Raw genomic sequence first — 24,561 nt, 5'->3', positions numbered from 1 at the left:
GATGGAACAAAGCGCGCTGCTGCTGGCTTCCTCGCTCAACGCGGGCACCGTGCTCGCGATCGCCGCGCTCGGCCTGCTGATCAACGAGAAGGCCGGCGTCGTCAACCTGGGCGCCGAGGGCATGATGTTGTGCGCCGCGCTGGCCGGCTTCGCGACCGTGGTCGCCACCGGCAGCCAGACCCTGGGCCTGCTCGCCGGCATGCTGGCGGGCCTGCTGCTGGCGGCGTTGTTCGGCCTGCTGGTGATCTGGCTCAACACCAACCAGTACGCCACCGGGCTGGCGCTGAGCCTGTTCGGCGCCGGCTTCTCGGCCTTTGCCGGCACCGGCTATGTGCAGGCCAAGCTGCCCGAGCAGGGGCCGTTCGCGGTCCCGCTGCTGTCCGACCTGCCTTGGGTGGGGCCGGCGCTGTTCCGCCACCATCCGCTGGTCTACGGCGCGCTGGCGCTGGTGCTGCTGCTGGTCTGGTGGCTCTACCGCACCCGCAGCGGCCTGATCCTGCGCAGCGTCGGCGAGAGCCCCGAATCGGCCCATGCGCTGGGCTATCCGGTGCGGCGCATCCGCCTGGGTGCGGTACTGGCCGGCGGCGCGCTGTGCGGCCTGGCCGGCGCCTATGTCTCGACCTACTACACGCCGCTCTGGGTCGAGGGCATGATCGCGGGCAAGGGCTGGATCGCGCTCGCGCTGACCACCTTCGCCACCTGGCGCCCGGCCCGCATCCTGCTCGGGGCCTACCTGTTCGGCGCCGTCACCATGGTCCAGTTCCACCTGCAGGGCCAGGGCATCAACCTGCCGAGCCAGTTCTTGACCATGCTGCCCTATCTGGCGACCATCCTGGTGCTGGTGCTGATCTCGCGCAACCCGCAGTGGATACGCATCAACATGCCGGCCTCGCTCGGCAAGCCCTTCTATCCCGGAGCCTGAGCGGTTCCCGATCCGCCTCTTTCGTCCTTGTTTCCCGTCCGCCTTTCAACCATTGATCAAAGGATTCGACATGACAGACCATTCCAAGCGCCACTGGGTCCAGCTCGTCGCGCTGACCACGCTCGCCGCCGCCGCCCTGGCTGCCTGCGGCAAGAAGGAGGAGCCGGCCCCGGTAGCCGCGCCGGCCCCGGCCAAGGCCGAACCGCTCAAGGTGGCCTTCGCCTATGTCGGCCCGGTCGGCGACGGTGGCTGGAGCTTCGCGCATGACAACGCGCGCAAGGCGCTGGAAGCCGAGTTCGGCGACAAGATCCAGACCAGCTTCGTCGAGAGCGTTCCCGAGGGCGCCGACGCCGAGCGCGTGTTCCGCGACATGGCCTCGCAGGGCAACAAGGTCGTGTTCGGCACCAGCTTCGGCTACATGGAGCCGATGCTCAAGGTCGCGGCCGACTTCAAGGACGTCAAGTTCGAGCATGCCACCGGCTACAAGACTGCCGACAACCTGCGCACCTACGACAGCCGCACCTACGAGGGCGCCTACATGGCCGGCGTGATCGCTGGCGGCATGACCAAGAGCAACACCCTGGGCGTGGTGGCCTCGGTGCCGATTCCCGAGGTGATCCGCAACATCAACAGCTTCACGCTCGGCGCGCAGTCGGTCAACCCCAAGGTCAAGACCCGGGTGGTCTGGGTCAACAACTGGTTCGATCCGCCCAAGGAGACCGAGGCCGCGACCTCGCTGATCAACGGCGGCGCCGACGTGCTGATGCAGAACACCGACTCCTCGGCCGTGCTGCAGACCGCCGAGAAGCTCGGCAAGCGCGGCTTTGGCTGGGATTCGGACATGACCGCCTACGGTCCCAAGGCCCACCTGGGCTCGGCCGTGATCAACTGGGCGCCGTACTACAAGAAGACCGTGGCCGATGCGCTGGCCGGCAACTGGAGCAGCGGCAAGGCCTGGTGGGGCGTCAAGGAAGGCGCGATCGACCTGGTCTCGGTCGCCGACGATGTGCCGGCCGAACTCAAGCAGAAGCTCGAGACCGTCAAGGCCGGCCTGAAGGACGGCAGCTTCGTGATCTGGAAGGGCCCGATCCTCGACCAGTCCGGCAAGGAGCTGCTGGCCAAGGACGCCGTCGCCGACGACGCCTTCCTCGGCGGCATCAAGTTCTATGTCAAGGGCGTCGAAGGCAAGCTGCCGAACTGATCTCGCTGCTGCGAATCCCAAAGCCGTCCGGGTTGCCTGCCAGCCCGGGCGGCTTTTTTTCACCGTCGGCGCGCTGTGCGCGGCGTGCCGTTCCGGCCTGGACCCTGCCGGCAGCAAGGCTTTAGATTCAGTTTTAAAGGGATTGAATATAAGAGAAATTCTGCTTTTACATGAGTATTTGTGGCCTTAAGCTGAAGCCTCCTCATCACCACAGGAGCGCAAGCCATGAATGTTTTGATCGAATCCTCACGCAGCGGCGAGCCTCAGGCCTGGCGCCAGCAGGTCGAGCAGCGGGTCCGCTCGGTGCTGCATCGGCTGCAGGGCCAGGTCCAGCAGGCGCGCGTCAGCCTGCGCGACATCAACGGCCCCAAGGGCGGGGTGGACAAGCAGTGCCAGATCATGCTGACCACCGCGGGCTACGGCCAGCTGGTCATCGTCTCCAAGGCCGAGGATGCGCAGGGCGCGCTCAACCAGGCGCTGCAGCGCGCCACCCACAGCCTGGCCCGGCTGTGGCAGCGCAAGCGGCGCCCGGCGCGCCAGGCCAGCCTGGCCTGACCGCTTGCGCCGGCGGCATTGCTGTTGCCTCGGCGCTCAGGCCTGCTGGCGCCACTGGTACCACTCGCGCGCGGTGTGCTCGATATGCCCGAGCAGCACCTGGGCCAGCGGCGACAGCCGCTTGCCGCGCGGATAGAGCGTCCACCACTGCGACTGCAGCGGAAAACCCTGCACGTCGAGCAGCGCGATCTGGTCCTCGGCCGGGTGCAGCGCCAGCGCGTGGCGCGAGATCACGGCCAGGCCCATGCCGCCGGCGACCGCCTGCTTGATTGCCTCGTTGCTGCCGAGCTCTAGCCTGACCCGGGGCTGGAAGCCCTCGCGGCTGAAATGCGAGTCGCAGCTCAGCCGGGTGCCCGAGCCCGGTTCGCGCAGGATGAAGCGCTCCTGGCCCAGCTCGGCCAGCGCGATCTGGCGCCGCCGGGCCAGCGGATGCGACTCGGGGGCGATGAGCACCAGCGGATTGGGCAGGAAGTCATGCCGCTCGAGATCCATATGCTCGGGCGGCATCGACATGATGTAGAGGTCGTCCCGGTTGTCGCACAGCCGGGCCACCACGCCGTCGCGGTTGAGCACCTCGAGCGCGACATCGACATCCGGATGGCTGCTGCAGAAGCTCCCCAGCAGGCGCGGCACGAAGTACTTGGCGGTGCTGACCACCGCCAGCCTGACCCGGCCGCGCGTGAGTCCCTTCATCGCGTCGATGCGCTGGCCGAAGGCCGACCATTCATCGACCATGGCGCGCGCGGTCTCGGCCAGCGTCTCGCCAGCGGCGGTCAGGTAGAGCTTCTTGCCGATCTGCTCGTACAGCGGCAGCCCGACCGCCTCGGACAGCTCGCGCAGCTGGATCGAGACCGTCGGCTGGGTCACATGGCAGGCCCTTGCCGCCGCGGTGATGCTGCCATGCTCGGCCAGCGCCAGGAACAGGCGCAGCTGGCGAAAAGTTGCGTTCATAGGTTTTATTCTATGGTTTTTATAAAAATAAAAGATTTTTACTAATTGGTTTTCCTCACTACCATCGCGCCGTTTCCTCTTCAGACGCTGCGCCATGCAAAACCTCCTCGATCCAGCCATCCTGTTCTTCGCCTTCGGCCTGCTGGCCGGGCTGCTCAAGTCCAACCTCGAGATCCCGCCCGCGATCTCGCGCTTCCTCTCGCTCTACCTGCTGATGGCGCTCGGGCTCAAGGGCGGCTTTGCGCTGGCCAAGTCGGGTCTGAACGCCGAGGTCGCGACCACCCTGGGCTGCGCGGTCGCGCTGGCGCTGACCGTGCCGCTGCTGGGCTACCAGCTCATGCGCCGCTTCCTGAATGGCTACGACGCGGCGGCGATCGCGGCCACCTATGGCTCGGTCAGCGCGGTGACCTTCATCACCACGCTGCAATACCTCGAGGGCCGCGGCATGCCCTATGGCGGCCACATGGCTGCGGCGATGGCGCTGATGGAGTCGCCCGCCATCATCCTGGCGGTGCTGCTGGCCAACCGGCTCAGGCAGGGCGCCGTGGCTGGACAGGCCAGCGTGGTGCAGGCTGGCGCCGGCGTGCTGGCGCTGGGTGGCGCGCCGGTACCGAGCCCGGCGTCGCATTCGGTGTCCCTGGGCAAGCTGCTGCACGAGGCCTTCACCGACGGTGCCCAGCTGCTGCTGCTCGGCGCCATGGTCGTCGGCATGCTGACCGGGGAGAAGGGCGAGGCGATGATGGCGCCGTTCTCGGTCGACCTGTTCAAGGGCATGCTGGCCTTCTTCCTGCTCGACATGGGTCTGACGGCGGCGCGCCAGCTGGCCCAGCTCGGCCGGCCCTCGCCCTTCCTGCTGGTCTATGCCGTGGCCGGCCCGCTGCTCCATGCCAGCCTGGCGCTCGGCCTGGCGCTGGCCTTCGGCATCGAGCCGGGCAATGGCGCCTTGCTGATGGTGCTGGCCGCCAGCGCCTCCTACATCGCGGTGCCGGCGGCGCTGCGCTTCGCGATTCCCGAGGCCAAGCCGGCGCTCTACCTCGGGCTCTCGCTCGGCGTGACCTTCCCGTTCAACCTGCTGTTCGGCATTCCCCTGTATGTGAGCGTGGCCTGGAGGCTGCTGGCCTGAGTCTGGGCCCAGCCAGCAGCTGCCGGCTGCAGCTTTTCCCGCGGTGGCGGGCGGTGCAACCGGTCCTTTCTGCTACGCTGAATGCCATACCGGCCACCAGCCGATACAAGGAGGAGTCCAGCCATGTTCAAGATCCCGCATATTGCCCCCGACCGCCTGCCTGGCGTGCTGCGCCTGATGCCCAAGGCCGAGTTGCATCTCCACATCGAGGGCACGCTCGAGCCCGAGCTGATCTTCAAGCTCGCGCAGCGCAACCAGGTCCAGCTGCCCTATGCCAGCGTCGAGGCGCTGCGCGCGGCCTATGACTTCAAGGACCTGCAGAGCTTCCTCGACATCTACTACGCGGGCGCCAGCGTGCTGCTGCACGAGCAGGACTTCTTCGACATGGCCTGGGCCTATCTCGAGAAGGCGGCCGCCGACAACGTGGTGCATGCCGAGATCTTCTTCGATCCGCAGACCCATACCGCGCGCGGCGTGCCGATGGAGACCGTGATCAAGGGCCTGCACCATGCCTGCCAGCGCGCGCACCAGGAGTTCGGCCTGAGCGCCAAGCTGATCCTGTGCTTCCTGCGTCACCTGAGCGAGGAAGACGCCTTCGCGACGCTGGAGGCGGCGCTGCCGTTCCGCCACTACTTCATCGGCGTCGGGCTCGACTCGAGCGAGCTTGGCCATCCGCCGGCCAAGTTCGAGCGCGTCTTTGCGAAATGCCGCGAGCTCGGCCTGCATGTGGTCGCGCATGCCGGCGAGGAGGGCCCGCCCGAGTACATCCGCGATGCGCTCGACCTGCTGAAAGCCGAGCGCATCGACCACGGCGTGCAGGCAGTGCGCGATGCTGACTTGATGAAGCGGCTGGCCGACGAGCGCGTGCCGCTGACGGTCTGTCCGCTGTCCAACATCAAGCTGTGCGTGTTCCCGACGCTGGCGCAGCACAATCTGAAAAGCCTGCTGGATGCCGGCCTGTGCGTGACGGTGAATTCGGACGACCCGGCCTATTTCGGCGGCTATGTCAACGACAACTACGTGCAGCTGTTCGCGGCGCTCGGCCTCGAGGGGCGCCATGCCTACCAGCTCGCCTTCAACAGCTTCGAGGCCAGCTTTGCCGACGCGGCGCAGAAGAAGGCCTGGGAACATGGGCTCAAGGCCTTCTTCGAACGGCTGCGCGAGCAGGACTGAGGCCCGCCAGGGGCGGGGGCTACAATGACCGGCTATGCCGGCCCGGCCGGTCCCTCGCAATCCCTGGAGATGTCCCCCATGAATCTGTCCCCGTTCAAGACCTCCTTGCTGGCCCTGGCGGCCACCCTGGCCTGCTCGGCCCAGGCCGCCGACCTCAAGATCGGCGTCGCCGCTGCCCTGTCGGGCGGTGCGGCCCAATATGGCGCGGCGATCCGCAACGGCTTCCAGCTGGCGGCCGAGCAGATCAACGCGGCTGGCGGCATCAACGGCAACAAGATCCAGTTGGTGATCGAGGACGAGCAGGGCAAGAAGGAAGAGGCGATCAACGTCTTCAAGAAGCTGGTGTTCCAGGACAAGGTGCTGATGATCTTCGGCCCGACCCTCTCCAACTCGGCCCAGGCCTCCAACCCGATCGCGCAGGCGTCCAAGACCGTGGTGTTCGGCACCTCGAACACCGCCGACGGCATCACCTCGATCGGCGACCATGTGTTCCGCAACTCGGTGACCGAGGCCGACGTGCTGCCCGAGACGCTCAAGATGGCGATCAAGAAGGCCAACGTCAAGAAGGTCGCCGTGCTCTACGGCAACGACGATGTCTTCACCAAGAGCGGCTACGACAACTTCAAGAAGGCGCTGGCCGACCTGAACCTGCCGGTCACGAGCACCGAGACCTTCGCCAAGGGCGATGTCGACTTCAAGGCCCAGCTGACCAAGATCAAGGCCGGCAACCCCGACGCGATCGTGCTGTCGGCGCTGATCGCCGAGGGCGCACCGATCATGGTGCAGGCGCGCCAGCTCGGCATCAACGTGCCCTTCATCGGCGGCAACGGCATGAACTCGGTCAAGGTGTTCGACCTGGCCAAGGACAAGTCCGACGGCCTCTATGTCGGCAGCCCCTGGTCGATCGAGAACCAGACCGACGCCAACCGCAAGTTCGTCGTCGCCTACACCGCCAAGTACAAGATGGCGCCCGACCAGTTCGCGGCCCAGGCCTATGACGGGCTCTACGTCGCGAGCCAGGCCTTGAAGACCGTCAAGCTCAGCGGCAACCTGGCGGACGACCGCAAGGCGCTGCGCGATGCGCTGCCGGCCGTCAAGTGGACCGGCGCGACCGGCGCCTTCCAGTTCCGCCGCGCCAGCGACAAGGCCGGCAAGCCCGCCGGCTACGACGCCCAGCAGGCTGCCATCGTCAGCGTGACCCAGGCCGGCCGCTTCGTGATCCAGAAGTAATCCGCCGGATTCCCGGACGGCGTGGCCCCTGGGGCCCGCCGTCCTTTTGCTTTTTACCAGGAGGCTTTTCCCGTGCTGGAACAGCAACTCGTCAATGCCTTGTCACTCGGCAGCGTCTACGCGCTGTTCGCGCTCGGCTTCACCTTGATCTTCGGCGTGCTCGGCGTCGTCAACCTGTCGCATGGCGCGGTCTTCATGGTCGGCGCCTATGGGGCGCTGCAGGTCATCAACCATTTCGGCTTTCCGCTCTGGGCCGGCCTGCTGTTTGCCTTCCTGCTCTGCGGCCTGCTCGGGCTCGCGATCGATTTCCTGGTGCTCAAGCCGCTGCGCGCGCGCGGTGCGCCGCACCTGATCCCGATGATCGCCACCATCGGCGTCGGCATCGCGATCAACAGCGCGATGCAGGGCATCTTCGGTGCCGAGAACCTGCGCTTTCCGGCCGGCACGGTGTCGGAGGAATCGCTCACGCTGGGCGGCCTGCACCTGACCGCGCTCGAGCTCGGCATCGTGCTGCTGTCCTTCGTGCTGATGGGCGCGCTGATGCTGTCGCTCAAGCGCACCCAGCTGGGACGTGCCATGCGCGCGATCGCCGAGTCGCCCAAGGCGGCCTACCTGCTCGGCATCAATGTCGAGGGCCTGTTCTACCTGACCTCGTTCGCCGCCGCCGGTCTGGGCGGCCTAGCCGGCGTGCTGATCGGCCTCTACTCGAACGCGCTGTTCCCGCTGATGGGCCAGCCGATGCTGCACAAGGGCATCGCGGTCATCATCCTGGGCGGCCTCGGTGACGTGCGCGGCGCCATGCTCGGCGGCCTGTTCCTGGGCTTTGCCGAGGTGCTGTCGATCGCCTACATCGGCTCCGACATGCGCGACGCGGTCGCCTTCGGTTTCCTGTTCCTGGTGCTGCTGCTGCGGCCCAAGGGTTTGTTCGGTTCACTGCAGGAGCGCAAGGTCTGATGGAAGCGTTCGACAATTTCTGGGCCGTCTACAGCAACCTGGTGCTCACCCTGGGCACCAACGCGCTGCTGGCGCTGTCCATCTACCTCACCCTGTCCTGCGGCATGCTGGCGATGGCCAATGCCGCCTTCATGGGCATCGGCGCCTATGCCGCCGCGCTCTTGACGATGAACTACGAGGCACCGTTCGCGCTCGCGCTGGCCGGTGGCATGGCCGCGCCGGCGCTGGCCGCGTTCGCGATCGGCAAGCCGACGCTGCGGCTCTCTGGCGTCTACCTCGCGATGGCCACGCTGGCCTTCGGCGAGGTGGTGCGCATCGCCATCCTCAACACCGAGAGCATCACCGGCGGCGCGCTCGGCTTGAACGGCATCCCGCCCTCGACCCAGTGGTGGCATGTGGCGCTGGTGCTGGTGCTGGTGCTGTTCGGCCTCTGGCGCCTGAACCGCTCGCGCATCGGGCGCGCCTTCGAGGCGATCAAGGAGGATGACACCGCCGCCGGCCTGATGGGCATCGATGTCGCCGGCCACAAGCTGCTGGCCTTCGTGCTCGGCGCGATGATCGCCGGCCTGGCCGGGGCGCTCAACGCGCACCTGACCTTCTTCATCGGCCCGAACGAGTACGGCTTCGACCGTGGCGTCGAGATCCTGACGATGGCGATCCTGGGCGGCATCAACGGCCTGCTCGGACCGGTGCTGGGCGCGGTGACCCTGACTCTGTTGCCCGAGCTGCTGCGCTCGCTCAACGATTTCCGTCTCGTCTTCAACGGCCTGATCCTGGTGCTGATCGTGCTGTTCCTGCCGCAGGGCGTGTGGGACCCGGTACGGCTGCGTCAATGGTTCAAGCGCAAGGGGGGCCAGGCATGAGCAAGCTGCTCGAACTCAGCGGCGTCGAACGCCATTTCGGCGGCCTCAAGGTGCTGCAGGGCGTCAACCTCGCGATCCCGCAGGGCGGGGTGTTCGGCCTGATCGGCCCCAACGGTGCCGGCAAGACCACGGTGTTCAACCTGATCACCGGCCTGCAGCAGCCCGATGGCGGCGCGATCCGCTTCGACGGCCGCGACCTGTCCGGCCTCAAGCCGCATCAGATCACCAGGCTCGGCCTGGCGCGCACTTTCCAGAACATCCGCATCTTCAAGGGCATGTCGCTGCTCGAGAACGTGATGGTCGGCCAGCATTCCCACCTGCGCTATGGCGCGCTGGGCCTGCTGCTGGCGAGCGCGGGCTTCCGCTCCCAGGAGCTGCGGGCGCGCGAACGGGCGCGCGAGCTGCTGTCCTGGGTCGGCCTCGAGTCGCAGGCCGACGAGGTGGCCGACAAGCTGTCCTACGGCGACCAGCGCAAGCTCGAGCTCGCGCGCGCGCTGGCGACCGAGCCGCGCCTGCTGCTGCTCGACGAGCCGGTGGCCGGCATGAACAGCGCCGAGAAGGACGAGATCATGGGGGTGATCCGCGCCATCGCCGCGCGCGGCTTCACGGTGTTCATGATCGAGCACGACATGAAGTTCGTCATGGGCCTGTGCGAGCAGATCGCGGTGCTGAACTTCGGCCAGATCATCGCGCTCGGCCGCCCCGACGAGATCCGCAGCAACCCGCAGGTGATCGAGGCCTACCTGGGCCGCGACGACGACGATGCCGGCCCTGCCGCCGGCCAAGGAGAGCGCGCATGAGCACGCCGCAACAAGACCAATCCCAGCTCAGCGACGACCTGGCCGTGGCCGCTGGCGCCAGCCCGCACCACGAGGAGCCCGCGCATTCGAGCCAGCTCGGCCAGCCGCTGCTGCAGGTGCGCGACCTGCGGGTTGCCTACGGCCAGATCCAGGCGGTCAAGGGCATCAGCTTCGACTTGCCGCTGGGCCGAATCACGACCCTGGTCGGCGCCAACGGCGCCGGCAAGTCGACCACGCTGCTGGCGCTGTCCGGCCTGGTCAAGAAGGCCGGCGGCAGCGTCGACTTCGACGGCCAGGACCTGAGCACGATGGCGCCGCACCGCATCGTCCAGAGCGGGGTGGTGCAGGTGGCCGAGGGCCGCGCGACGCTGACCACGCTGACGGTGCACGAGAACCTCGAGCTCGGCGCCTATACCCGGCGCATCGGCAAGGCCGAGCGCGAGGCCGAGATCGAGCGCATCTACCAGCTGTTTCCGCGCCTGAAGGAGCGCGCGGGCGGCCTGGCCGGCAATATGTCGGGTGGCGAGCAGCAGATGCTCGCGATCGGCCGCGCGCTGATGGCCAAGCCGCGCTTGCTGCTGCTCGACGAGCCCTCGATGGGGCTGGCGCCGATCATCGTGCAGGACATCTTCCGCACCCTGCGCGAGATCAACCGCAGCGGCCTGACCATCTTCCTGGTCGAGCAGAACGTGCGCCAGGCGCTCAAGATCGCCGACCGGGCCTATGTGCTCGAGACCGGCCGCATCGTGCTCGAGGGCAGCGGCCAGCAGCTGCTCGGCGATCCCAAGGTGCAGGAAGCCTACCTGGGCCATTGAGCCATTGATGGTTGCCGCCGGCGGCTGGCACTGGCCGGCGCCCGGCTGCAGCCGCCTTGGTGCGTTAAAATCCTTGGCTTGAGCCCGCTGCCCCGGCGGGCTCGTTCTTTTTCAAGCCGGGGCCATGTCGAGGAACACCATGTTCAAAACCTCGCTGCCGCGCTCGCGGCCGCCTGCCCCCGTTTTCCCGTCTGTTTTCCTGTTTTGGCCTGCCTCTGCAGCCGGAGCGCGCAGCCATGCCTGTGCATCGGCAAGGGGGATGGCATGACTTATTCGGTCAAGGAGATCTTCTACACCCTGCAGGGCGAAGGCCTGCGCGCCGGCCGCTCGGCGGTGTTCTGCCGCTTTGCCGGCTGCAACCTCTGGAGCGGGCGCGAGCAGGACCGCTCCAGCGCGATCTGCCGCTTCTGCGACACCGACTTCGTCGGCACCGACGGCACGCTGGGCGGCAAGTTCGCCCAGGCGGCCGAGCTGGCCGAGCGCATCGCCGCCCAATGGCCGCAAGGGCAGGGTCAGCGCTACGTCGTGCTGACCGGCGGCGAGCCGCTGCTGCAGGTCGACGCCGCGCTGATCGACGCGCTGCATGCGCAGGGCTTCGAGGTCGCGGTCGAGACCAATGGCTCGATCGAGGCGCCCGCCGGCATCGACTGGATCTGCGTCAGCCCCAAGGCTGGCGCGCCGCTGCTGCAGACCCAGGGCCAGGAGCTCAAGCTGGTCTGGCCCCAGCCCGGGCTCGATCCGGAGCAGCTCGGCCAGCTCGACTTCGAGCATTTCCTGCTGCAACCGATGGACAACCCGGCCCAGGCCGACAACACCCAGGCCTGCATCGCCTATTGCCAGGCGCACCCGCAGTGGCGGCTGTCGCTGCAGACCCACAAGATCCTGGAGATCCGCTGATGAGCGCCGCCTACATTCCGCGTCCGGCGCGCTGCGAGCTGTCGCAGCGCTTTTACTTCGAGGCCGCCCACACGCTCGAGCGCAGCATCGACGCCGAGGGCAGCCGCCGCATCCACGGCCATACCTACCATGCCGAGGTCACGCTGCAGGGCAATCCCGATCCGGTCAGCGGCATGCTGGTCGATCTGGCCTATCTGCGGCGCGAGATCGAGCGGCTGCGCGACCGGCTCGATCACCGCTTCCTCGACGAGGTGGCAGGCCTGGGCCCGGCGACGCTGGAGAACCTGTGCGCCTTCATCCGCGCCGACCTCGAACCCATCTTCCCGCAGCTGTGCGCGGTCAGCGTCGAGCGCCAGGCCAGCGGCGACCGCTGCACCTTGAGCTGGTAAGTGCCCGTCCTCAGCGGCGGGCAGGTTGGTCCGGGCTGGGCTGGCAGCCGGCGCAGGTGCCGTGGATGGCCAGTTCCACCCGCTGGGCATGGTGCCCCAGGTGCGCCAGCGCATCGAGCAGCTGGTGGGTGGCGGCCCGGCTGCTCTGGCTGGCCTCGGTGATGCGGAACTGGCGGTGGCAGGCGTCGCACTCGAAGCGTGGCGCCTGGGCCTCGGCATCGCTGGCCGCCAGGTGAAAGCGCCAGCTGCGGGACTCGTCGTCCGGCTGGCGCTCGAGCAGCCCGGCCGCGGCGAGCCGGTCGAGCAGGCGATAGAGCGTGACGCGGTTGACCTGCAGTCCGCCGGACTGCAGCGCGGCATCGACCTCGGCATGGGTCGGGCTCCAGCCGCAATCACGCAGGAACAGCTCCAGCACCCGCCGCGTCGCCTGGGTACGCCGCAAGCCGGCCCGTTCCAGTCGGGCCTGCCATTCGGGCGGCAAGCGGTCGGTCGGGATGGACGGGGAGACGGTGGTGTCCGGCATGGCGGCATCATAACGCAACCCGGATGCGTTATGATGCCCGCTCAATTGCAACCCGATTGCAATAGCTGCCCGAGTTGCCCAAGCGCCTTTCCTGATGCCAGAACCGCATATCCATTCCCACTCCCATGACCATGGCCCGCAGGCGGCCGTCCGGCCCCACCAGGCGGTCGCCGTCGGCCCGCGCAGCTCCTGGCTGCTGCATTCGGCCGCGCAGCGCCTGCTCGGCGCGGCACTGGTCTGCGCCATGCTGGTCGCGGCCATGCTGTGGGCCATTTCCGCACAGGGCTGACATGAATTCAAGACCGGGCGCGATCGAGCTGCGCAACCTTACCCTGGGCTACGACAAGCATCCGGCGGTGCACCATGTCTCGCTGCGGCTCGAGCCGGGCGCGCTGGTCGCCATCGTCGGCCCGAATGGCGCCGGCAAGTCGACCCTGATCAAGGCGCTGGCTGGCCAGTTGCGTCCGTTGCAGGGCAGCCTGGAGGGCCTGCGCGGCCAGCGCATCGCCTATCTGCCGCAGCAGGCCGGCATGGACCGCAGCTTTCCGGTCAGCGTGCAGGACATGGTCGCGATGGGGCTGTGGCACGAGGTCGGCGCCCTGGGTCGCTTCAGCGCGGCCCAGATCCAGCGTTGCCGCGACGCGCTGGCCCAGGTCGGCCTGGCCGGCTTCGAGAAGCGCGGGCTCGACACGCTCTCGGGCGGCCAGTTCCAGCGCGCGCTGTTCGCGCGCCTGATGCTGCAGGATGCGCCAGTGGTGCTGCTCGACGAGCCCTTCGCGGCGGTCGATGCACGCACCCAGGCCGACCTGGTCGCGCTGCTGCACCGCTGGCACCAGGCCGGCAAGACCGTGATCGCGGTGCTGCACGACCTGCCGCAGGTGCGCGACCATTTTCCGCTGACGGTGATGATCGCGCGCGAACTGGTGGCCTGGGGCCCGACCGCCGAGGTGCTGACCGACCAACACTGGCAGCGTGCCCAGGCCATGCACGAGGCCTTCGACGAGCAGGCGCCGGTCTGCCGCTCCGACGAGCCCGCTGGAGATTTCCCCCGATGAGCGCTTCCCTGTCCGATCTCCTGTCCCTCGACCTGTGGGCGTTGCTGGTCCAGCCCTTTGCCGAGTTCGGCTTCATGCGCCGCGCGCTGGCCGGCTGCCTGGCGCTGTCGGTCAGCGCCGCACCGATGGGCGTGTTCCTGATGCTGCGCCGCATGAGCATGACCGGCGACGCGATGGCGCATGCCATCCTGCCCGGCGCCGCGATCGGCTACCTGTTCGCCGGGCTGTCGCTGGGCGCGATGACCATCGGCGGCATCGTCGCCGGCCTGGTGGTCGCGGTGGCCTCGGGCCTGGTCGCGCGCGGCACCGTGCTGCGCGAGGACGCCAGCATGGCGGCCTTCTACCTGATCTCGCTCGCGCTCGGGGTGCTGATCGTCTCGACCCGCGGCAACAACGTCGACCTGCTGCATGTGCTGTTCGGCACCGTGCTCTCGCTCGACGACCCGGCGCTGTGGCTGCTGGTCGGCATCGCGGGCTTCACGCTGCTGGGCCTGGCCGTGCTGTACCGGCCGCTGGTGCTCGAATGCCTGGACCCGGCCTTCCTGCGCTCGGTCAGCCGCTGGAGTCCGGTCAGCCACTACGGCTTCCTGGCGCTGCTGGTGATCAACCTGGTCGCGGGCTTCCATGCGCTCGGCACGCTGATGTCGGTCGGGCTGATGGTGCTGCCGGCAGCGGCGGCGCGCTTCTGGACCCGGGCCATCGGTCCGATGCTCGGGCTGGCGAGCGGCTTCGCGCTGCTGGCCTGCAGCGTCGGGCTGCTGCTGTCCTACCACGCCGACTGGCCGACCAGTCCGGTGATCGTGATGGCGCTGGGCCTGCTCTACCTGGTCTCGCTGCTGGTCGGTCGCCAGGGGCTGCTGGGCCGGTGGTGGCGATCTCCTGTCCACTTGAAAGCTTGAATCCCATGAAACCTGTCTTCAAATCCCTGCGCCTGGCCGGCGTTGCGCTGGCGCTGGCATCCGGCATCGCCGGTCCGGCCCGGGCCGCCGAACCGGTGCTGAGCGCCGTGGCCAGCTTCAGCATCCTGGGCGATCTGGTGCGCCAGGTCGGCGGCGAGCGCGTCGCGGTCGAGGTGCTGGTCGGTCCGGGCAGCGATGCCCATGTCTACAGCCCGAAGCCGGCCCAGGCCAAGCAGGTCGGGCAGGCGCCGCTGGTGTTCTCCAACGGCATGGGCTTCGATGGCTGGATGGCGCGCTTGCTCAAGTCAGCCGGCTTCAAGGGTCGCCATGTGGTTGCGAGCGCGGGCATCCAGCCGATCAAGGGGACTGCCGATCCGCATGGTCACGGTCACGGCCATGCGGCAGCCGATCCGCATGTCTGGCAGGACGTGGCGCGCGTGCAGACCTATGTGAAGAACATCGCCCAGGGCCTGTGCGCGGCCGATGCCGCCGGCTGCGAGGGCTACCGCAGCAATGCCGCGGCCTATGGCCAGCAGCTCGAGCGGCTGGAGCAGGAGATCCGCCAGGCCTGGGGCGCGATTCCCGCCGAGAAGAAGCTGGTGATCAGCTCGCACGATGCCTTCGGCTATTACGCCAGCGCCTATGGCGTGCGCTTCCTGGCGCCGCAGGGCGTGAGCACCGATTCGGAGGCCTCGGCCCAGGGCGTCGCGCGCCTGGTGCGCCAGATCCGCCAGGAAAAGGCCAGCGCGCTGTTCGTCGAGAGCATCTCGGACCCGCGCCTGATCGAGCAGATCGCGCGCGAGACCGGGCTCAAGGCCTCGACCGCAGGGCTCTATTCGGATTCGCTCGCACCCCAGGGCGAGGCCGCCAGCTACCTCGGCATGATGCGCTACAACACGCGCGTGATGATCGCGGCGATCCAGGGGCGCTGAGCTTTCATCTGAGCCCAGTCAAGGCCTGTAACGCTATGCTGGCAGGCATGAAAGCCTATCGAGCCGCCATCCTGTCCTTCGACCCCGATACCGGCGCGCCGCGCCATGAATCCGACGGCCTGCTGATGACCGGGCCGGGCGCGGGCGGTCCTGGCGCGCCGTGCGTCGTGCTGGCGCTCGGGCCTTTTCACGAGCTGATCCACCGCTATCCCGGCCTGGACGTCGAGTCGCTGCCCGACCACCTGATCGCTCCGGGCTTCGTCGACCTGCATCTCCACTATCCGCAGCTCGACGTGATCGGTTCGCCGGCCGACGGCCTGCTGCCCTGGCTTGAGCAGCACACCTTCCCGCAGGAGGCGCGCTTTGCCGATCCGCAGCATGCCGCCAGCGTGGCGGAGTTCTTCCTCGATGAGCTCGACCGCCATGGCGTGACGACCGCGCTGACCTTCTGCACCTCGCATCCGCAATCGGTCGATGCGCTGATGAGTGCCGCGCAGCCGCGCGGCCTGAAGCTGATTGCCGGCAAATGCCTGCAGGACCGCCATTGCCCCGACGGCGTGCGCGACGCCACCGAGCAGAGCCTGCTCGACACCGAGGCGCTGATCGCGCGCTGGCACGGCCTCGGCCGGCTCGGCTACGCGATCACGCCGCGCTTCGCGCCGAGCTGTTCGGACGCCCAGCTGCAAGGCGCGGGCGAGCTGGCCGCGCGCCATCCCGGGGTCTGGATCCAGTCGCATGTGGCGGAGAACCTCGACGAGCTGGCTTGGGTGCGCGAGCTCTATCCGCGCGACCGCAGCTACCTCGAGGTCTACTCGCGCTTTGGCCTGTTGCGCGAGCGCTCGGTCTATGCGCATTGCCTGCACCTGGACGAGGATGACCGCGCGCTGCTGCGCGAACGCGGCGCGGCAGCAGCCGTCTGCCCGACCAGCAATTTCTTCCTGGGCAGCGGCTGCTTCGACTTTGCCAGCGCCTGGCGCACCGGTTTCCTGCATGGGCTGGCCAGCGATGTCGGCGGCGGCACCAGCTTGAGTCCGTTCCGCACCATGCTGGCGGCCTACGAGGCTGGCCGGGCGGCTTTCACGGGCGGCGGTCCGGCCAAGGCCGGCGTCAGCCTGGCGCCGAGCCGGCTCTGGTGGCTGCACACGGCGGGTGCGGCGCGTGCGCTCGGACTCGAAGGGGTGGTCGGCAACCTGGCGCCGGGCTGCGAGGCCGACTTCGTGCTGCTCGATCCGCGTGCCACGCCGCTGCTGGCGCGCCGCACGGCGCAGGCGCGCGACCTCGAGGAGCTGCTGTTCGCGCTGATCGTGCTCGGCGACGAGCGCGCGGTCGCGCGCACCGTCAGGGCCGGATCACTCGTCGATTGAGGCGCTCCAGCGCTCGTTCCAGCCCGGGGCCCGCAGGTCCTGCAGCTGGCGCCGGTCGCGCTTGGTCGGCCGGCCCTGGGTCAGGCTTTGCGAGGGCTCGGGCGCGATGCGGCGCTGCTCGGCAGCCTGGGTACGTGCCAGCAGCGAGCCCGCCGTTTCCTCGTAGAGCAGGGCGGCCTGCGGTGCCGGGCCGCGCACCGAACTCAGGCCCTTGACGCATACCGTCCGGTGATCGAAGCCGGCGCGCAGTTCGATCTCGTCGCCGATGCGGGGCTCGCGCGAGGCCTTGGCGACCTGGCCGTTGACCTTGACCCGGCCCTTGTCGATCTCGTCGGCCGCCAGGCTGCGCGTCTTGTAGAACCTGGCGGCCCAGAGCCATTTGTCGAGCCGGACTTTTTCTGCGGAGGGAGGTGTGGCTGCCATGTAGCGGGGAAGTGGTTGCTGCTGCCATTTTCGCGCAACCGGCCTCAGCCTGGTGCAGCCAGGGGCAAGCTCACCCGGGCGTCGAGGCCGCTGACGCGGCCCTGCTCGACCCGGTTCTCGAGTGCGATCTGGCCGTGCAGCGTCTCGACGATGCCCTGGCAGATCGCCAGACCCAGGCCCGATCCCGCGCCCGGGGCAGTGGCATCGGTCGAGAAGGGCTGGAACATCCGCTCGCGCTGCGCCGCCGAGATCCCGGGGCCGGCATCGCTGATGCACAGCTCGGCCTGGCTGCCGCGCAAGGCCAGCCGGATCGCCAGCCGCCCGCCCGGCGGGCTGTGCCGCACCGCGTTGTGCAGCAGGTTGCGCGTGAGCTCGCGCAGCGACCATTCGTGTGCCCGCACCGGCGCGGCCTGGGTCTCGAGCTCGAAGTCGAGCGACTTGTCGGCCACCAGCGCCGACAGGTCGAGTGCCACCGCGTGCACGATCGATGCCCAGTCGCTGACCGGAACATCGTCCTGCTGGCGCAGCTGCTCGACCTTGGCCAGGGCCAGCATCTGGTTGGCCAGTTCGGTCGCGCCCTGTACGGTCTGGGCGATCTCCTCCAGCGCCAGCCGCGGCTCGACATCGCCGCGCAGCGCCGACTGGACCTGGGTCTTGAGCACCGCCAGCGGCGTGCGCAGCTGGTGCGAGCTGTCGCGCACGAAGCGCTTCTGGTGCTCGAGCAATTGCGACAGCCGGGCCATGTGCAGGTTGGCCCCCTCGATCAGCGGCGCGATCTCGCGCGGGGCCTGTGCAGCGTCGATCGGGCGCAGGTCGTTCTCGGCGCGGCCGGCCAGCTCGGCGCTGAGCGCGCGCACCGGCCGGGTCACGCGGTGCACCACGGCCACCACCACCGCCGCGATCACCAGCACCAGGCCGGCCTGGCGCCAGAGCGTGTCGAGCAGGATCTGGCGCGCCAGCGTCTGGCGCAGTTCCAGCGTCTCGGCGACCTGGATCGTGGCCATGCCTTGCCGCTCGCTGCCGCTGACGGGCTGCAGCAGCACCGCGACCCGCACCGGCAGGCCCTGGTACTCGTCGTCGTAGAAATTCACCAGCGCGGCATAGGGGCCGCGGTCCGGCAGCCGACCGCTCCAGGGGCGCAGGTCGGGAAATCCGGCCACCATCTCGCCGGCAAAGCCAGTCACGCGGTAGAACAGCCGGCTGCGGTTGTCGGCCTCGAAGGCCTCGAGCGCCGCGTAGGACAGCTTGCCGCTGAGCCGGGCCTGTTCGCCCCGGCCCTCGATCTCGAGCTGCTCGCCGATCGCCTTGGCGCTGGCCAGCAGCGTGCGGTCGTAGGCGGTGTCGGCCGCGCGCAGCATCTGCCGGTACAGCACCACGGTGTTGAAGCCGACGAACAGCAGCACCGGCAGCAGGATGCCCGCCATCAGCTGGCGCCGCAGCGAGGCGCGTCGCCTGGGCGCCGCCTGGCCGATCAGCCTCATGGCTGGGCCTTGATCAGGTAGCCCAGGCCGCGCAGCGTCACGATCTGGGTCGGCGTGTGCGCGATCTTCTTGCGCAGGCGGTAGACCACGACCTCGATCGCGTCGTACTGGACCTCGCTTTCGCCCGGGAACACCTGCTCGAACAGCCTGTCCTTGGCGATCGCGTGCCCGGGCTTGGACAGCAGCGTGCGCAGCAGCGCGAGCTCGCGCGGCGGCAGCTCGAGCGGCTGCCCGCCGTAGTAGACCGCGCCGCTCTCGCCATCGACCCGCAGGCCGCAGTAGTCGGGCTTGTCCGGCCAGCGCGGCCGGGCTTCCGGCCCCGGCTCGATGCTCGGGGCGGATGGAGCCGTGCGCCGCACCAGCGCGCGCACCCTGGCCTCGAGCTCGTCGAGGTCGAAGGGCTTGGGCAGGTAGTCGTCGGCGCCCTGGTTCAGTCCCAGGATGCGGTCGCCCACCGTGCCGCGCGCGGTCAGGATGATGACGGGCGTGCGCAGGCCGGCCGCGCGCGCCTGTCCCAGCAGCTGCAGCCCGTCCAGGCCGGGCAGGCTCAGGTCGAGCAGCACCAGGTCGGGCGCCTGGGCGCGCCAGGCCGACAGGGCCAGCCGGCCATCGCCGCACAGGGCGACCGCCATGCCGCGGCGCTCCAGGCTGCGCCGCAAGCTGGTCTGCAGCTGGAGGTTGTCTTCGATCAACAGCAGTTTCATGCCGGCAGCTTAGCGAATGCGCGCACCTTTTCCGGCTCCGCTGGCTAAGGGTTTGTCTCTAGGTCCAGGACAGCCGATTGACAGCTTCGCAGCCGAACATGACAGCCATCAGAACACCGATACAGGAGACCACCATGCGCCGTGACCAATTCCTCAAATCCCTGGCCGCCCTGATGGCAGCCGGTGCCTTGCCGCAGCAGGGCTGGGCGGCCGAGAACTTCAAGCTCATGCTGCCGGCCAACCCGGGCGGCGGCTGGGATACCACCGGTCGCGCGCTCGGCAAGGCGCTGCAGGATGCCGGCGTGGCGGGCAGCGTGAGCTACGAGAACAAGGGTGGCGCGGCGGGTGCCATCGGCCTGGCGCAGTTCTACAACTCGAGCAAGGGCGACCCGAACGCGCTGATGGTGATGGGCGCGGTGATGCTGGGCGGCATCATCACCGGCAAGCCGCCGGTCTCGATCACCCAGCTGACCCCGATCGCGCGCCTGACCAGTGAGTACAACGTCTTCGTGCTGCCGGCCAACTCGCCGTTCAAGACGCTCAAGGACGTGATCGAGCAGATGAAGAAGGACCCCGCCAGCGTCAAGTTCGGCGGCGGCTCGCGCGGCGCGACCGAGCATATCGCCGCGGCCATGCTGGCGCGCGCCATCGGCGTCGATGCGTCCAAGCTCAACTACGTGCCCTTCCGCGGCGGCGGCGAGGCAGTCGCCGCGATCCTGGGCGGCAACGTCACCATCGGCGGCAGCGGCTACAGCGAGTTCCAGTCCTATATCGAGGCCGGCAAGATGCGCCCGATCGCGGTCACCTCGCCGCAGCGCCTCAAGGGCCTGGACATCCCGACCATGAAGGAGCAGGGCGTCGATGTCGAGCTCGGCAACTGGCGCGGCGTCTATGCGCCGGCCGGCATCACCCCGGCGCAGCGCCAGGCGCTCATCGACAAGATGACCAAGGCCACCCAGAGCAAGTCCTGGCAGGAGGCGCTGGTCAAGAACAGCTGGACCCCGGCCCTGCTGACCGGCCAGGCCTTCGAGGAATTCGTCGACCGCGATTTCGCCAACCTGCGCGCGATCATGGTCAAGTCCGGCATGGTCTGAGCGGGGCTGGCGCGATGCAAAACTCCTCCCGCTCCACCGCCCTGCAGACCCTGATCGCGCTCGGCGTGCTGGGGGTAGCTGGCGTGCTGGCCTGGGGCGCGGCACAGATCCCGTCGGCGGCCGGCTATTCGGGCGTCGGCCCGGCCTTCCTGCCCTGGCTGGTGGCCGGCGTGCTGGCCCTGTGCGGCGTCCTGCTGCTGCTGCAGGCCCGTCGCGGCGGCTTTCGCGACGTCGAGCCGCCGTCCGGTGCCGACCGTGGCGACTGGCGCTCGCTGGCCTGGCTCGCCGCCGGGCTGCTGCTCAATGCCGCCCTGATCGAGCCGGCCGGCTTCATCCTGAGCTGCGCCCTGTGCTACGCGCTGGCCGTGCGCGGCCTGCGCCTGTCCGAGGGCCAGGCCACGCCGCTGCCGCGCATGGGGCAGGACCTGCTCACCGGCGTGGTGATCGCCGCGCCGGTCTACTGGCTGTTCACCCAGGTGCTGGCCGTCAACCTGCCGGGACTGACCTCGACCGGCTGGTTCTGAGCCCGAGCCTTCCTCTGCCCTTCAACCGCCGCGACCCCCGGTCGCGGACCGGAGCAACATCATGATTGAAATGGATATCTGGTCCCAGCTGCTGGGAGGCTTCGCCACGGCCGCGACGCCTGTCAACCTGCTGTGGGCCTTCGTCGGCTGCGCGCTCGGCACGGCGATCGGCGTGCTGCCCGGCCTCGGGCCGGCGGTCACGGTGGCGATGCTGCTGCCGATCACCGGCCAGGTCGAGCCGACCTCGTCGATGATCTTCTTTGCCGGCATCTACTACGGCGCCATGTACGGTGGCTCGACCACCTCGATCCTGCTCAACACGCCGGGCGAGACCGGCACCATGGTGACCGCGCTCGAAGGCTTCAAGATGGCCAAGAGCGGCCGCGCCGGCGCGGCCCTCGCGACCTCGGCCATCGGCTCCTTCGTTGCCGGCACCATCGCCACCGTGCTGGTGACGCTGTTCGCGCCGCCGCTGGCCGACTACGCGGTCCGGCTCGGCCCGCCCGAGTATTTCTGCCTGATGCTGCTGGCCTTCACCACCGTCTCGGCCGTGCTCGGCAACAGCACCTTGCGCGGCATGACGGCCTTGTTCATCGGCCTGGCGCTGGGCCTGGTCGGCATGGACCAGATCACCGGCCAGGTGCGCTACACCGGCAATGTGCTCGAGCTGATGGACGGCATCGAGGTGGTGCTGGTCGCGGTCGGCCTGTTCGCGGTCGGCGAGGCCTTCTACAACGCGCTCTACGAGGGCAAGAGCGTCAGCAGCATGAACAAGATGACCAGCGTGCACATGAGCCGCTCCGAATGGCGCCGTTCCTGGCCGGCCTGGCTGCGCGGCACCTTCATGGGTTTTCCGTTCGGCACCATCCCGGCCGGCGGCACCGAGATCCCGACCTTCCTGAGCTACGCCACCGAGCGCAAGCTGGCCGCTCCCGAGCACCAGAAGGAATTCGGCACCAGCGGCGCGATCGAGGGCGTCGCCGGACCCGAGGCCGCCAACAACGCGGCCGTCACCGGCACCCTGGTGCCGCTGCTCACGCTGGGCATCCCGACCTCGGTCACCACCGCCATCCTGCTGTCGGCGTTCCAGAACTACGGCATCAACCCCGGCCCGCAGCTGTTCCAGACCTCGTCCACCCTGGTCTGGGCCTTGATCGCCTCGCTCTACATCGGCAACGTGATGCTGCTGGTGCTCAACCTGCCGCTGGTCGGCTTCTGGGTCAAGCTGCTGCGCATCCCCAAGCCCCAGCTCTATGCCGGCATCCTGATCTTCGCCACGGTGGGCGTCTACGGCATGCGCCAGAGCGCCTTCGACCTCTACCTGATGGGCGGGCTGGCGCTGCTGGGCGTGCTGATGCGGCGCTTCGACTTCCCCGTCGCGCCGGTCATCGTCGGCCTGATCATGGGCCCGCTGGCCGAGGCGCAGATGCGCAACGCGCTCTCTATCGGCGAGGGCCGCTGGACCGTTTTCATCGACCGGCCGGTGTCGCTGTTCCTGCTGGTCGTGGTCGCGCTGGTGCTGGTCACGCCGCGCCTGCTGGCCTGGCACCGCCGCGCCTGAGGCCTGACTTTCAGCGATGGCTTCGCGCCCCGTCCGGCTTCAGTCCGGCCGGGGCGCAGTCATTCAGACCTTGGCGCCGAGCTCGATCGCGCGCCGGCGCTGGGCCTCGGCCGCCGCCGCGTCCTGCGGCTGCTGGGTCGGCCAGCCTGCCAGATGCTGTTCGCACAGCTCGGCCATGGCGTGGATCCAGGGTCCGCTGTCGTTCAGGCAGGGCAGGTAGTGGAATTCCTGGCCGCCGGCATGCAGGAAGGTCTCGCGCGCCTCCTGCGCGATCTCCTCCAGCGTCTCGAGGCAGTCGCTGGTGAAGCCGGGGCAGATCACGTCGACCCGCTTCACGCCCTGGCCGGCCAGCGCCTTGAGCGTCGGCTCGGTGTAGGGCTCCAGCCACTTGGCCTTGCCGAAGCGCGACTGGAAGGTCACGACATACTCATCCTTGCTCAGTCCGAGTGCCTCGGCCAGCAGGCGTCCCGTCTTGTGGCATTCGCAGTGGTAGGGGTCGCCCATTTCCAGCGTGCGCTGCGGCACGCCGTGGAAGCTCATCAGCAGCTTGTCGGGCCGGCCATGGGCCAGCCAGTGCTGCTGCACCCTTTGCTTGAGGGCCTCGATATAGCCGGCCTGGTCGTGGTAGCGGTTGACGAAGCGCAGCTCGGGAATCAGCCTCACCTTCGACGCCCAGCCGTAGACCGCATCGAACACGCTCGCGGTCGTGGTGCCGCTGTACTGCGGATAGGCCGGCAGGACCAGCACTCGGGTGCAGCCCGCCGCCTTCAGTGCGTCGAGCTGGGACGCGACCGAGGGCTGGCCGTAGCGCATCGCATGGCGCACCTCGACCCGGTGGCCGCGCTCGCCCAGGGCACCGAGCAGCAGCTTGGCCTGCTTCTCGGTCCAGGCCTTGAGCGGCGAGCCCTCGGGCGTCCAGATGCTGGCGTACTTGGCCGCCGACTTCTTCGGCCGCACGCGCAGGATGATGCCGTGCAGGATCAGCCACCAGATTGGGCGCGGGATCTCGACCACGCGTGCATCGCCGAGGAACTCGGCCAGGTAGCGGCGCAGTGCGGGCGCAGTCGGCGCCTCGGGCGTGCCGAGGTTGCACAGCAGGATGCCCGTCTTGGCCGGCTGGCCATGGGTGTAGGAAGGTTCTTTGCGGAAAGACATGCGTTATTCTCTCCCAGCCATGTTGAACCCTGCACAAGTAAGAGCTATCACGCTGGACCTGGACGACACGCTCTGGCCCATCCTGCCGACCCTGGAGCGCGCCGAGGCGCAGCTGCAGTGCTGGCTCGATGCGCAGGCGCCCGCCACCGCCGAGCAGTGGCGTGTTCCGGAACACCGGCGCGCGCTGCGCGCCGAGGTGGTGCGTGACCACGCCGCCCATGCCCATGACCTGAGCCACCTGCGGCGCGAGATGATCGCGCTGGCGCTGCGGCGTGCCGGCGACGATGCCGCACTGGCCGAGCCGGCGTTCGAGGTCTTCTTCGCCGCGCGCCAATGCGTCGAGTTCTATGCCGATGCCCTGCCGGCGCTCGAGCGCCTGGCCGCGCGCTATCCGCTGGTCTCGCTCTCGAATGGCAATGCCGACCTGCAGCGGGTCGGACTCGGTGCCCATTTCAAGGCCCAGGTCAGCGCGCGCGAGGCCGGCGTCGCCAAGCCCGACCCGCGCATCTTCGGCCTTGCCGCCGAGGCCGCTGGCGTGGCGCCGCACCAGGTGCTGCACATCGGCGACGATGCCTTGCTCGACGTCATCGGCGCGCTCGACGCCGGCATGCAGGCGGTCTGGGTCAACCGCGAGCGGCAGGACTGGTCCCATGCGCCGCGGCGGCCGCAGCTCGACGTGGCCGATCTGCACGCGGTCTGTGCCGCGCTGGGCCTGGCGGACTGAGCCGGCTTTTCCATCGTCTTCCGGTAGCGCACGGGGCCGGATCCTGCCTTGCCCGATAATTGGGAAAAGATTTTCAACGATCAGAGGATGACCTGAATGAGAACCCCCCCAACCCTGCTCGAGCAGTTCGGCCCGCGCGAAGCGATGGAATACGACGTGGTGATCGTCGGTGCCGGCCCGGCCGGCCTGGCGACCGCGATCCGCTTGAAGCAATTGGCCGCCGAGAAGGGCAGCGAGATCAACGTCTGC

Annotated in this window: 27 protein-coding genes; 21 read left to right on the top strand and 6 right to left on the bottom strand. The window is 68.7% G+C overall.

Translation table 11 applies throughout. The features are described 5' to 3' along the window. The first annotated feature begins 1 nt into the window (after position 1). From C6P64_RS13825 to C6P64_RS13815, 3 genes are all read left to right on the top strand, one after another. Positions 2-922: an ABC transporter permease gene (locus C6P64_RS13825; RefSeq protein ID WP_105749138.1), complete on the top strand. Its 921-nt coding sequence runs from the start codon at positions 2-4 to the stop codon at positions 920-922. Positions 923-992: 70 nt separating this feature from the next. Continuing rightward, positions 993-2,123, top strand: a complete 1,131-nt coding sequence (locus C6P64_RS13820; RefSeq protein WP_105749137.1) for a BMP family ABC transporter substrate-binding protein — start codon at positions 993-995, stop codon at positions 2,121-2,123. Positions 2,124-2,348: 225 nt separating this feature from the next. Next, entirely contained in the window at positions 2,349-2,678 is a 330-nt protein-coding gene (locus C6P64_RS13815) for an HPF/RaiA family ribosome-associated protein (RefSeq protein ID WP_146115934.1), read from the top strand. Positions 2,679-2,714: 36 nt separating this feature from the next. Here the strand turns inward: C6P64_RS13815 and C6P64_RS13810 are convergent, their stop codons facing one another. After that, positions 2,715-3,629 (bottom strand): LysR family transcriptional regulator, encoded by a 915-nt coding sequence (locus C6P64_RS13810; protein ID WP_105749135.1) that lies wholly within the window; start codon positions 3,627-3,629, stop codon positions 2,715-2,717. A gap of 94 nt (positions 3,630-3,723) precedes the next feature. Here C6P64_RS13810 and C6P64_RS13805 point away from each other — a divergent pair, with 94 nt between their 5' ends. From C6P64_RS13805 to C6P64_RS13765, 9 genes are all read left to right on the top strand, one after another. Next, entirely contained in the window at positions 3,724-4,752 is a 1,029-nt protein-coding gene (locus C6P64_RS13805) for a sodium-dependent bicarbonate transport family permease (protein ID WP_105749134.1), read from the top strand. 123 nt (positions 4,753-4,875) lie between these two features. Further along, complete coding sequence (locus C6P64_RS13800; protein ID WP_105749133.1) at positions 4,876-5,925, top strand: adenosine deaminase; 1,050 nt, start codon at positions 4,876-4,878, stop codon at positions 5,923-5,925. 78 nt (positions 5,926-6,003) lie between these two features. After that, positions 6,004-7,155: an ABC transporter substrate-binding protein gene (locus C6P64_RS13795; protein WP_105749156.1), complete on the top strand. Its 1,152-nt coding sequence runs from the start codon at positions 6,004-6,006 to the stop codon at positions 7,153-7,155. 72 nt (positions 7,156-7,227) lie between these two features. After that, positions 7,228-8,109, top strand: coding sequence for a branched-chain amino acid ABC transporter permease (locus tag C6P64_RS13790; RefSeq protein ID WP_105749132.1), 882 nt, complete (start codon positions 7,228-7,230; stop codon positions 8,107-8,109). After that, positions 8,109-8,972, top strand: coding sequence for a branched-chain amino acid ABC transporter permease (locus tag C6P64_RS13785; RefSeq protein WP_105749131.1), 864 nt, complete (start codon positions 8,109-8,111; stop codon positions 8,970-8,972). The genes C6P64_RS13790 and C6P64_RS13785 overlap by 1 nt, the downstream gene beginning before the upstream one ends. Before the next feature lie 5 nt (positions 8,973-8,977). After that, the gene (locus C6P64_RS13780) at positions 8,978-9,772 is read left to right on the top strand and encodes an ABC transporter ATP-binding protein (RefSeq protein WP_105749155.1); all 795 of its coding nucleotides are present in this window, start codon (positions 8,978-8,980) and stop codon (positions 9,770-9,772) included. After that, on the top strand, positions 9,769-10,587 hold the full coding sequence (locus C6P64_RS13775) for an ABC transporter ATP-binding protein (RefSeq protein WP_105749130.1): 819 nt from the start codon (positions 9,769-9,771) through the stop codon (positions 10,585-10,587). Before C6P64_RS13780 ends, C6P64_RS13775 begins: the two co-directional genes overlap by 4 nt. 264 nt (positions 10,588-10,851) lie before the next feature. After that, on the top strand, positions 10,852-11,484 hold the full coding sequence (gene queE, locus C6P64_RS13770; protein ID WP_105749129.1) for a 7-carboxy-7-deazaguanine synthase: 633 nt from the start codon (positions 10,852-10,854) through the stop codon (positions 11,482-11,484). After that, positions 11,484-11,873 (top strand): 6-carboxytetrahydropterin synthase, encoded by a 390-nt coding sequence (locus C6P64_RS13765; protein ID WP_105749128.1) that lies wholly within the window; start codon positions 11,484-11,486, stop codon positions 11,871-11,873. The genes queE and C6P64_RS13765 overlap by 1 nt, the downstream gene beginning before the upstream one ends. Positions 11,874-11,883: 10 nt before the next feature. On the opposite strand, the gene C6P64_RS13760 is transcribed toward C6P64_RS13765, so the two are convergent. Further along, positions 11,884-12,396: a Fur family transcriptional regulator gene (locus C6P64_RS13760; RefSeq protein ID WP_245911740.1), complete on the bottom strand. Its 513-nt coding sequence runs from the start codon at positions 12,394-12,396 to the stop codon at positions 11,884-11,886. A 94-nt stretch (positions 12,397-12,490) separates the two neighbouring features. Here C6P64_RS13760 and C6P64_RS13755 point away from each other — a divergent pair, with 94 nt between their 5' ends. The 5 genes from C6P64_RS13755 to guaD are packed head-to-tail and all read left to right on the top strand — an operon-like array spanning position 12,491 to position 16,646. After that, positions 12,491-12,685 carry a hypothetical protein gene (locus tag C6P64_RS13755; RefSeq protein WP_105749127.1) on the top strand — a complete coding sequence of 65 codons (195 nt, stop codon included), beginning with the start codon at positions 12,491-12,493 and terminating at the stop codon, positions 12,683-12,685. Between the two features lies 1 nt (position 12,686). Further along, positions 12,687-13,451 carry a zinc ABC transporter ATP-binding protein AztA gene (gene aztA, locus C6P64_RS13750; protein ID WP_105749126.1) on the top strand — a complete coding sequence of 255 codons (765 nt, stop codon included), beginning with the start codon at positions 12,687-12,689 and terminating at the stop codon, positions 13,449-13,451. Next, a complete protein-coding gene (locus C6P64_RS13745) occupies positions 13,448-14,350 on the top strand; it encodes a metal ABC transporter permease (protein WP_105749125.1) in 903 nt (300 codons plus the stop codon). The genes aztA and C6P64_RS13745 overlap by 4 nt, the downstream gene beginning before the upstream one ends. A gap of 5 nt (positions 14,351-14,355) precedes the next feature. Next, positions 14,356-15,282, top strand: coding sequence for a metal ABC transporter solute-binding protein, Zn/Mn family (locus C6P64_RS13740; RefSeq protein WP_105749124.1), 927 nt, complete (start codon positions 14,356-14,358; stop codon positions 15,280-15,282). A 47-nt stretch (positions 15,283-15,329) separates the two neighbouring features. Continuing rightward, a complete protein-coding gene (gene guaD / locus C6P64_RS13735) occupies positions 15,330-16,646 on the top strand; it encodes a guanine deaminase (RefSeq protein ID WP_105749153.1) in 1,317 nt (438 codons plus the stop codon). Here the strand turns inward: guaD and C6P64_RS13730 are convergent. From C6P64_RS13730 to C6P64_RS13720, 3 genes are read right to left on the bottom strand one after another with little or no spacing between them, the layout of a single operon-like run. Then, on the bottom strand, positions 16,632-17,069 hold the full coding sequence (locus tag C6P64_RS13730; RefSeq protein WP_105749123.1) for an RNA-binding S4 domain-containing protein: 438 nt from the start codon (positions 17,067-17,069) through the stop codon (positions 16,632-16,634). The genes guaD and C6P64_RS13730 overlap by 15 nt on opposite strands. Positions 17,070-17,113: 44 nt before the next feature. Beyond that, positions 17,114-18,550, bottom strand: a complete 1,437-nt coding sequence (locus C6P64_RS13725; protein ID WP_105749122.1) for a sensor histidine kinase — start codon at positions 18,548-18,550, stop codon at positions 17,114-17,116. Then, positions 18,547-19,254 (bottom strand): response regulator transcription factor, encoded by a 708-nt coding sequence (locus C6P64_RS13720; RefSeq protein ID WP_105749121.1) that lies wholly within the window; start codon positions 19,252-19,254, stop codon positions 18,547-18,549. The genes C6P64_RS13725 and C6P64_RS13720 overlap by 4 nt, the downstream gene beginning before the upstream one ends. A gap of 134 nt (positions 19,255-19,388) precedes the next feature. Between C6P64_RS13720 and C6P64_RS13715 the strand changes: the two genes are divergently transcribed. The 3 genes from C6P64_RS13715 to C6P64_RS13705 all read left to right on the top strand — a co-directional run bounded on the left by C6P64_RS13715 (position 19,389) and on the right by C6P64_RS13705 (position 22,433). Next, positions 19,389-20,348 (top strand): Bug family tripartite tricarboxylate transporter substrate binding protein, encoded by a 960-nt coding sequence (locus C6P64_RS13715; protein ID WP_105749120.1) that lies wholly within the window; start codon positions 19,389-19,391, stop codon positions 20,346-20,348. A 14-nt stretch (positions 20,349-20,362) separates the two neighbouring features. Further along, on the top strand, positions 20,363-20,872 hold the full coding sequence (locus tag C6P64_RS13710; RefSeq protein WP_105749119.1) for a tripartite tricarboxylate transporter TctB family protein: 510 nt from the start codon (positions 20,363-20,365) through the stop codon (positions 20,870-20,872). Between the two features lie 70 nt (positions 20,873-20,942). Beyond that, positions 20,943-22,433, top strand: coding sequence for a tripartite tricarboxylate transporter permease (locus C6P64_RS13705; protein ID WP_105749118.1), 1,491 nt, complete (start codon positions 20,943-20,945; stop codon positions 22,431-22,433). A 63-nt stretch (positions 22,434-22,496) separates the two neighbouring features. Here the strand turns inward: C6P64_RS13705 and hemH are convergent, their stop codons facing one another. Continuing rightward, complete coding sequence (gene hemH / locus C6P64_RS13700; protein ID WP_105749117.1) at positions 22,497-23,588, bottom strand: ferrochelatase; 1,092 nt, start codon at positions 23,586-23,588, stop codon at positions 22,497-22,499. A 19-nt stretch (positions 23,589-23,607) separates the two neighbouring features. Between hemH and C6P64_RS13695 the strand changes: the two genes are divergently transcribed. Next, positions 23,608-24,312 (top strand): HAD family hydrolase, encoded by a 705-nt coding sequence (locus tag C6P64_RS13695; protein WP_105749116.1) that lies wholly within the window; start codon positions 23,608-23,610, stop codon positions 24,310-24,312. Positions 24,313-24,561: the final 249 nt, after the last annotated feature.

This window comes from Malikia granosa, assembly GCF_002980595.1.
Lineage (GTDB): Bacteria > Pseudomonadota > Gammaproteobacteria > Burkholderiales > Burkholderiaceae_C > Malikia > Malikia granosa.
This window is presented reverse-complemented; position numbering and strand designations above follow the sequence as displayed.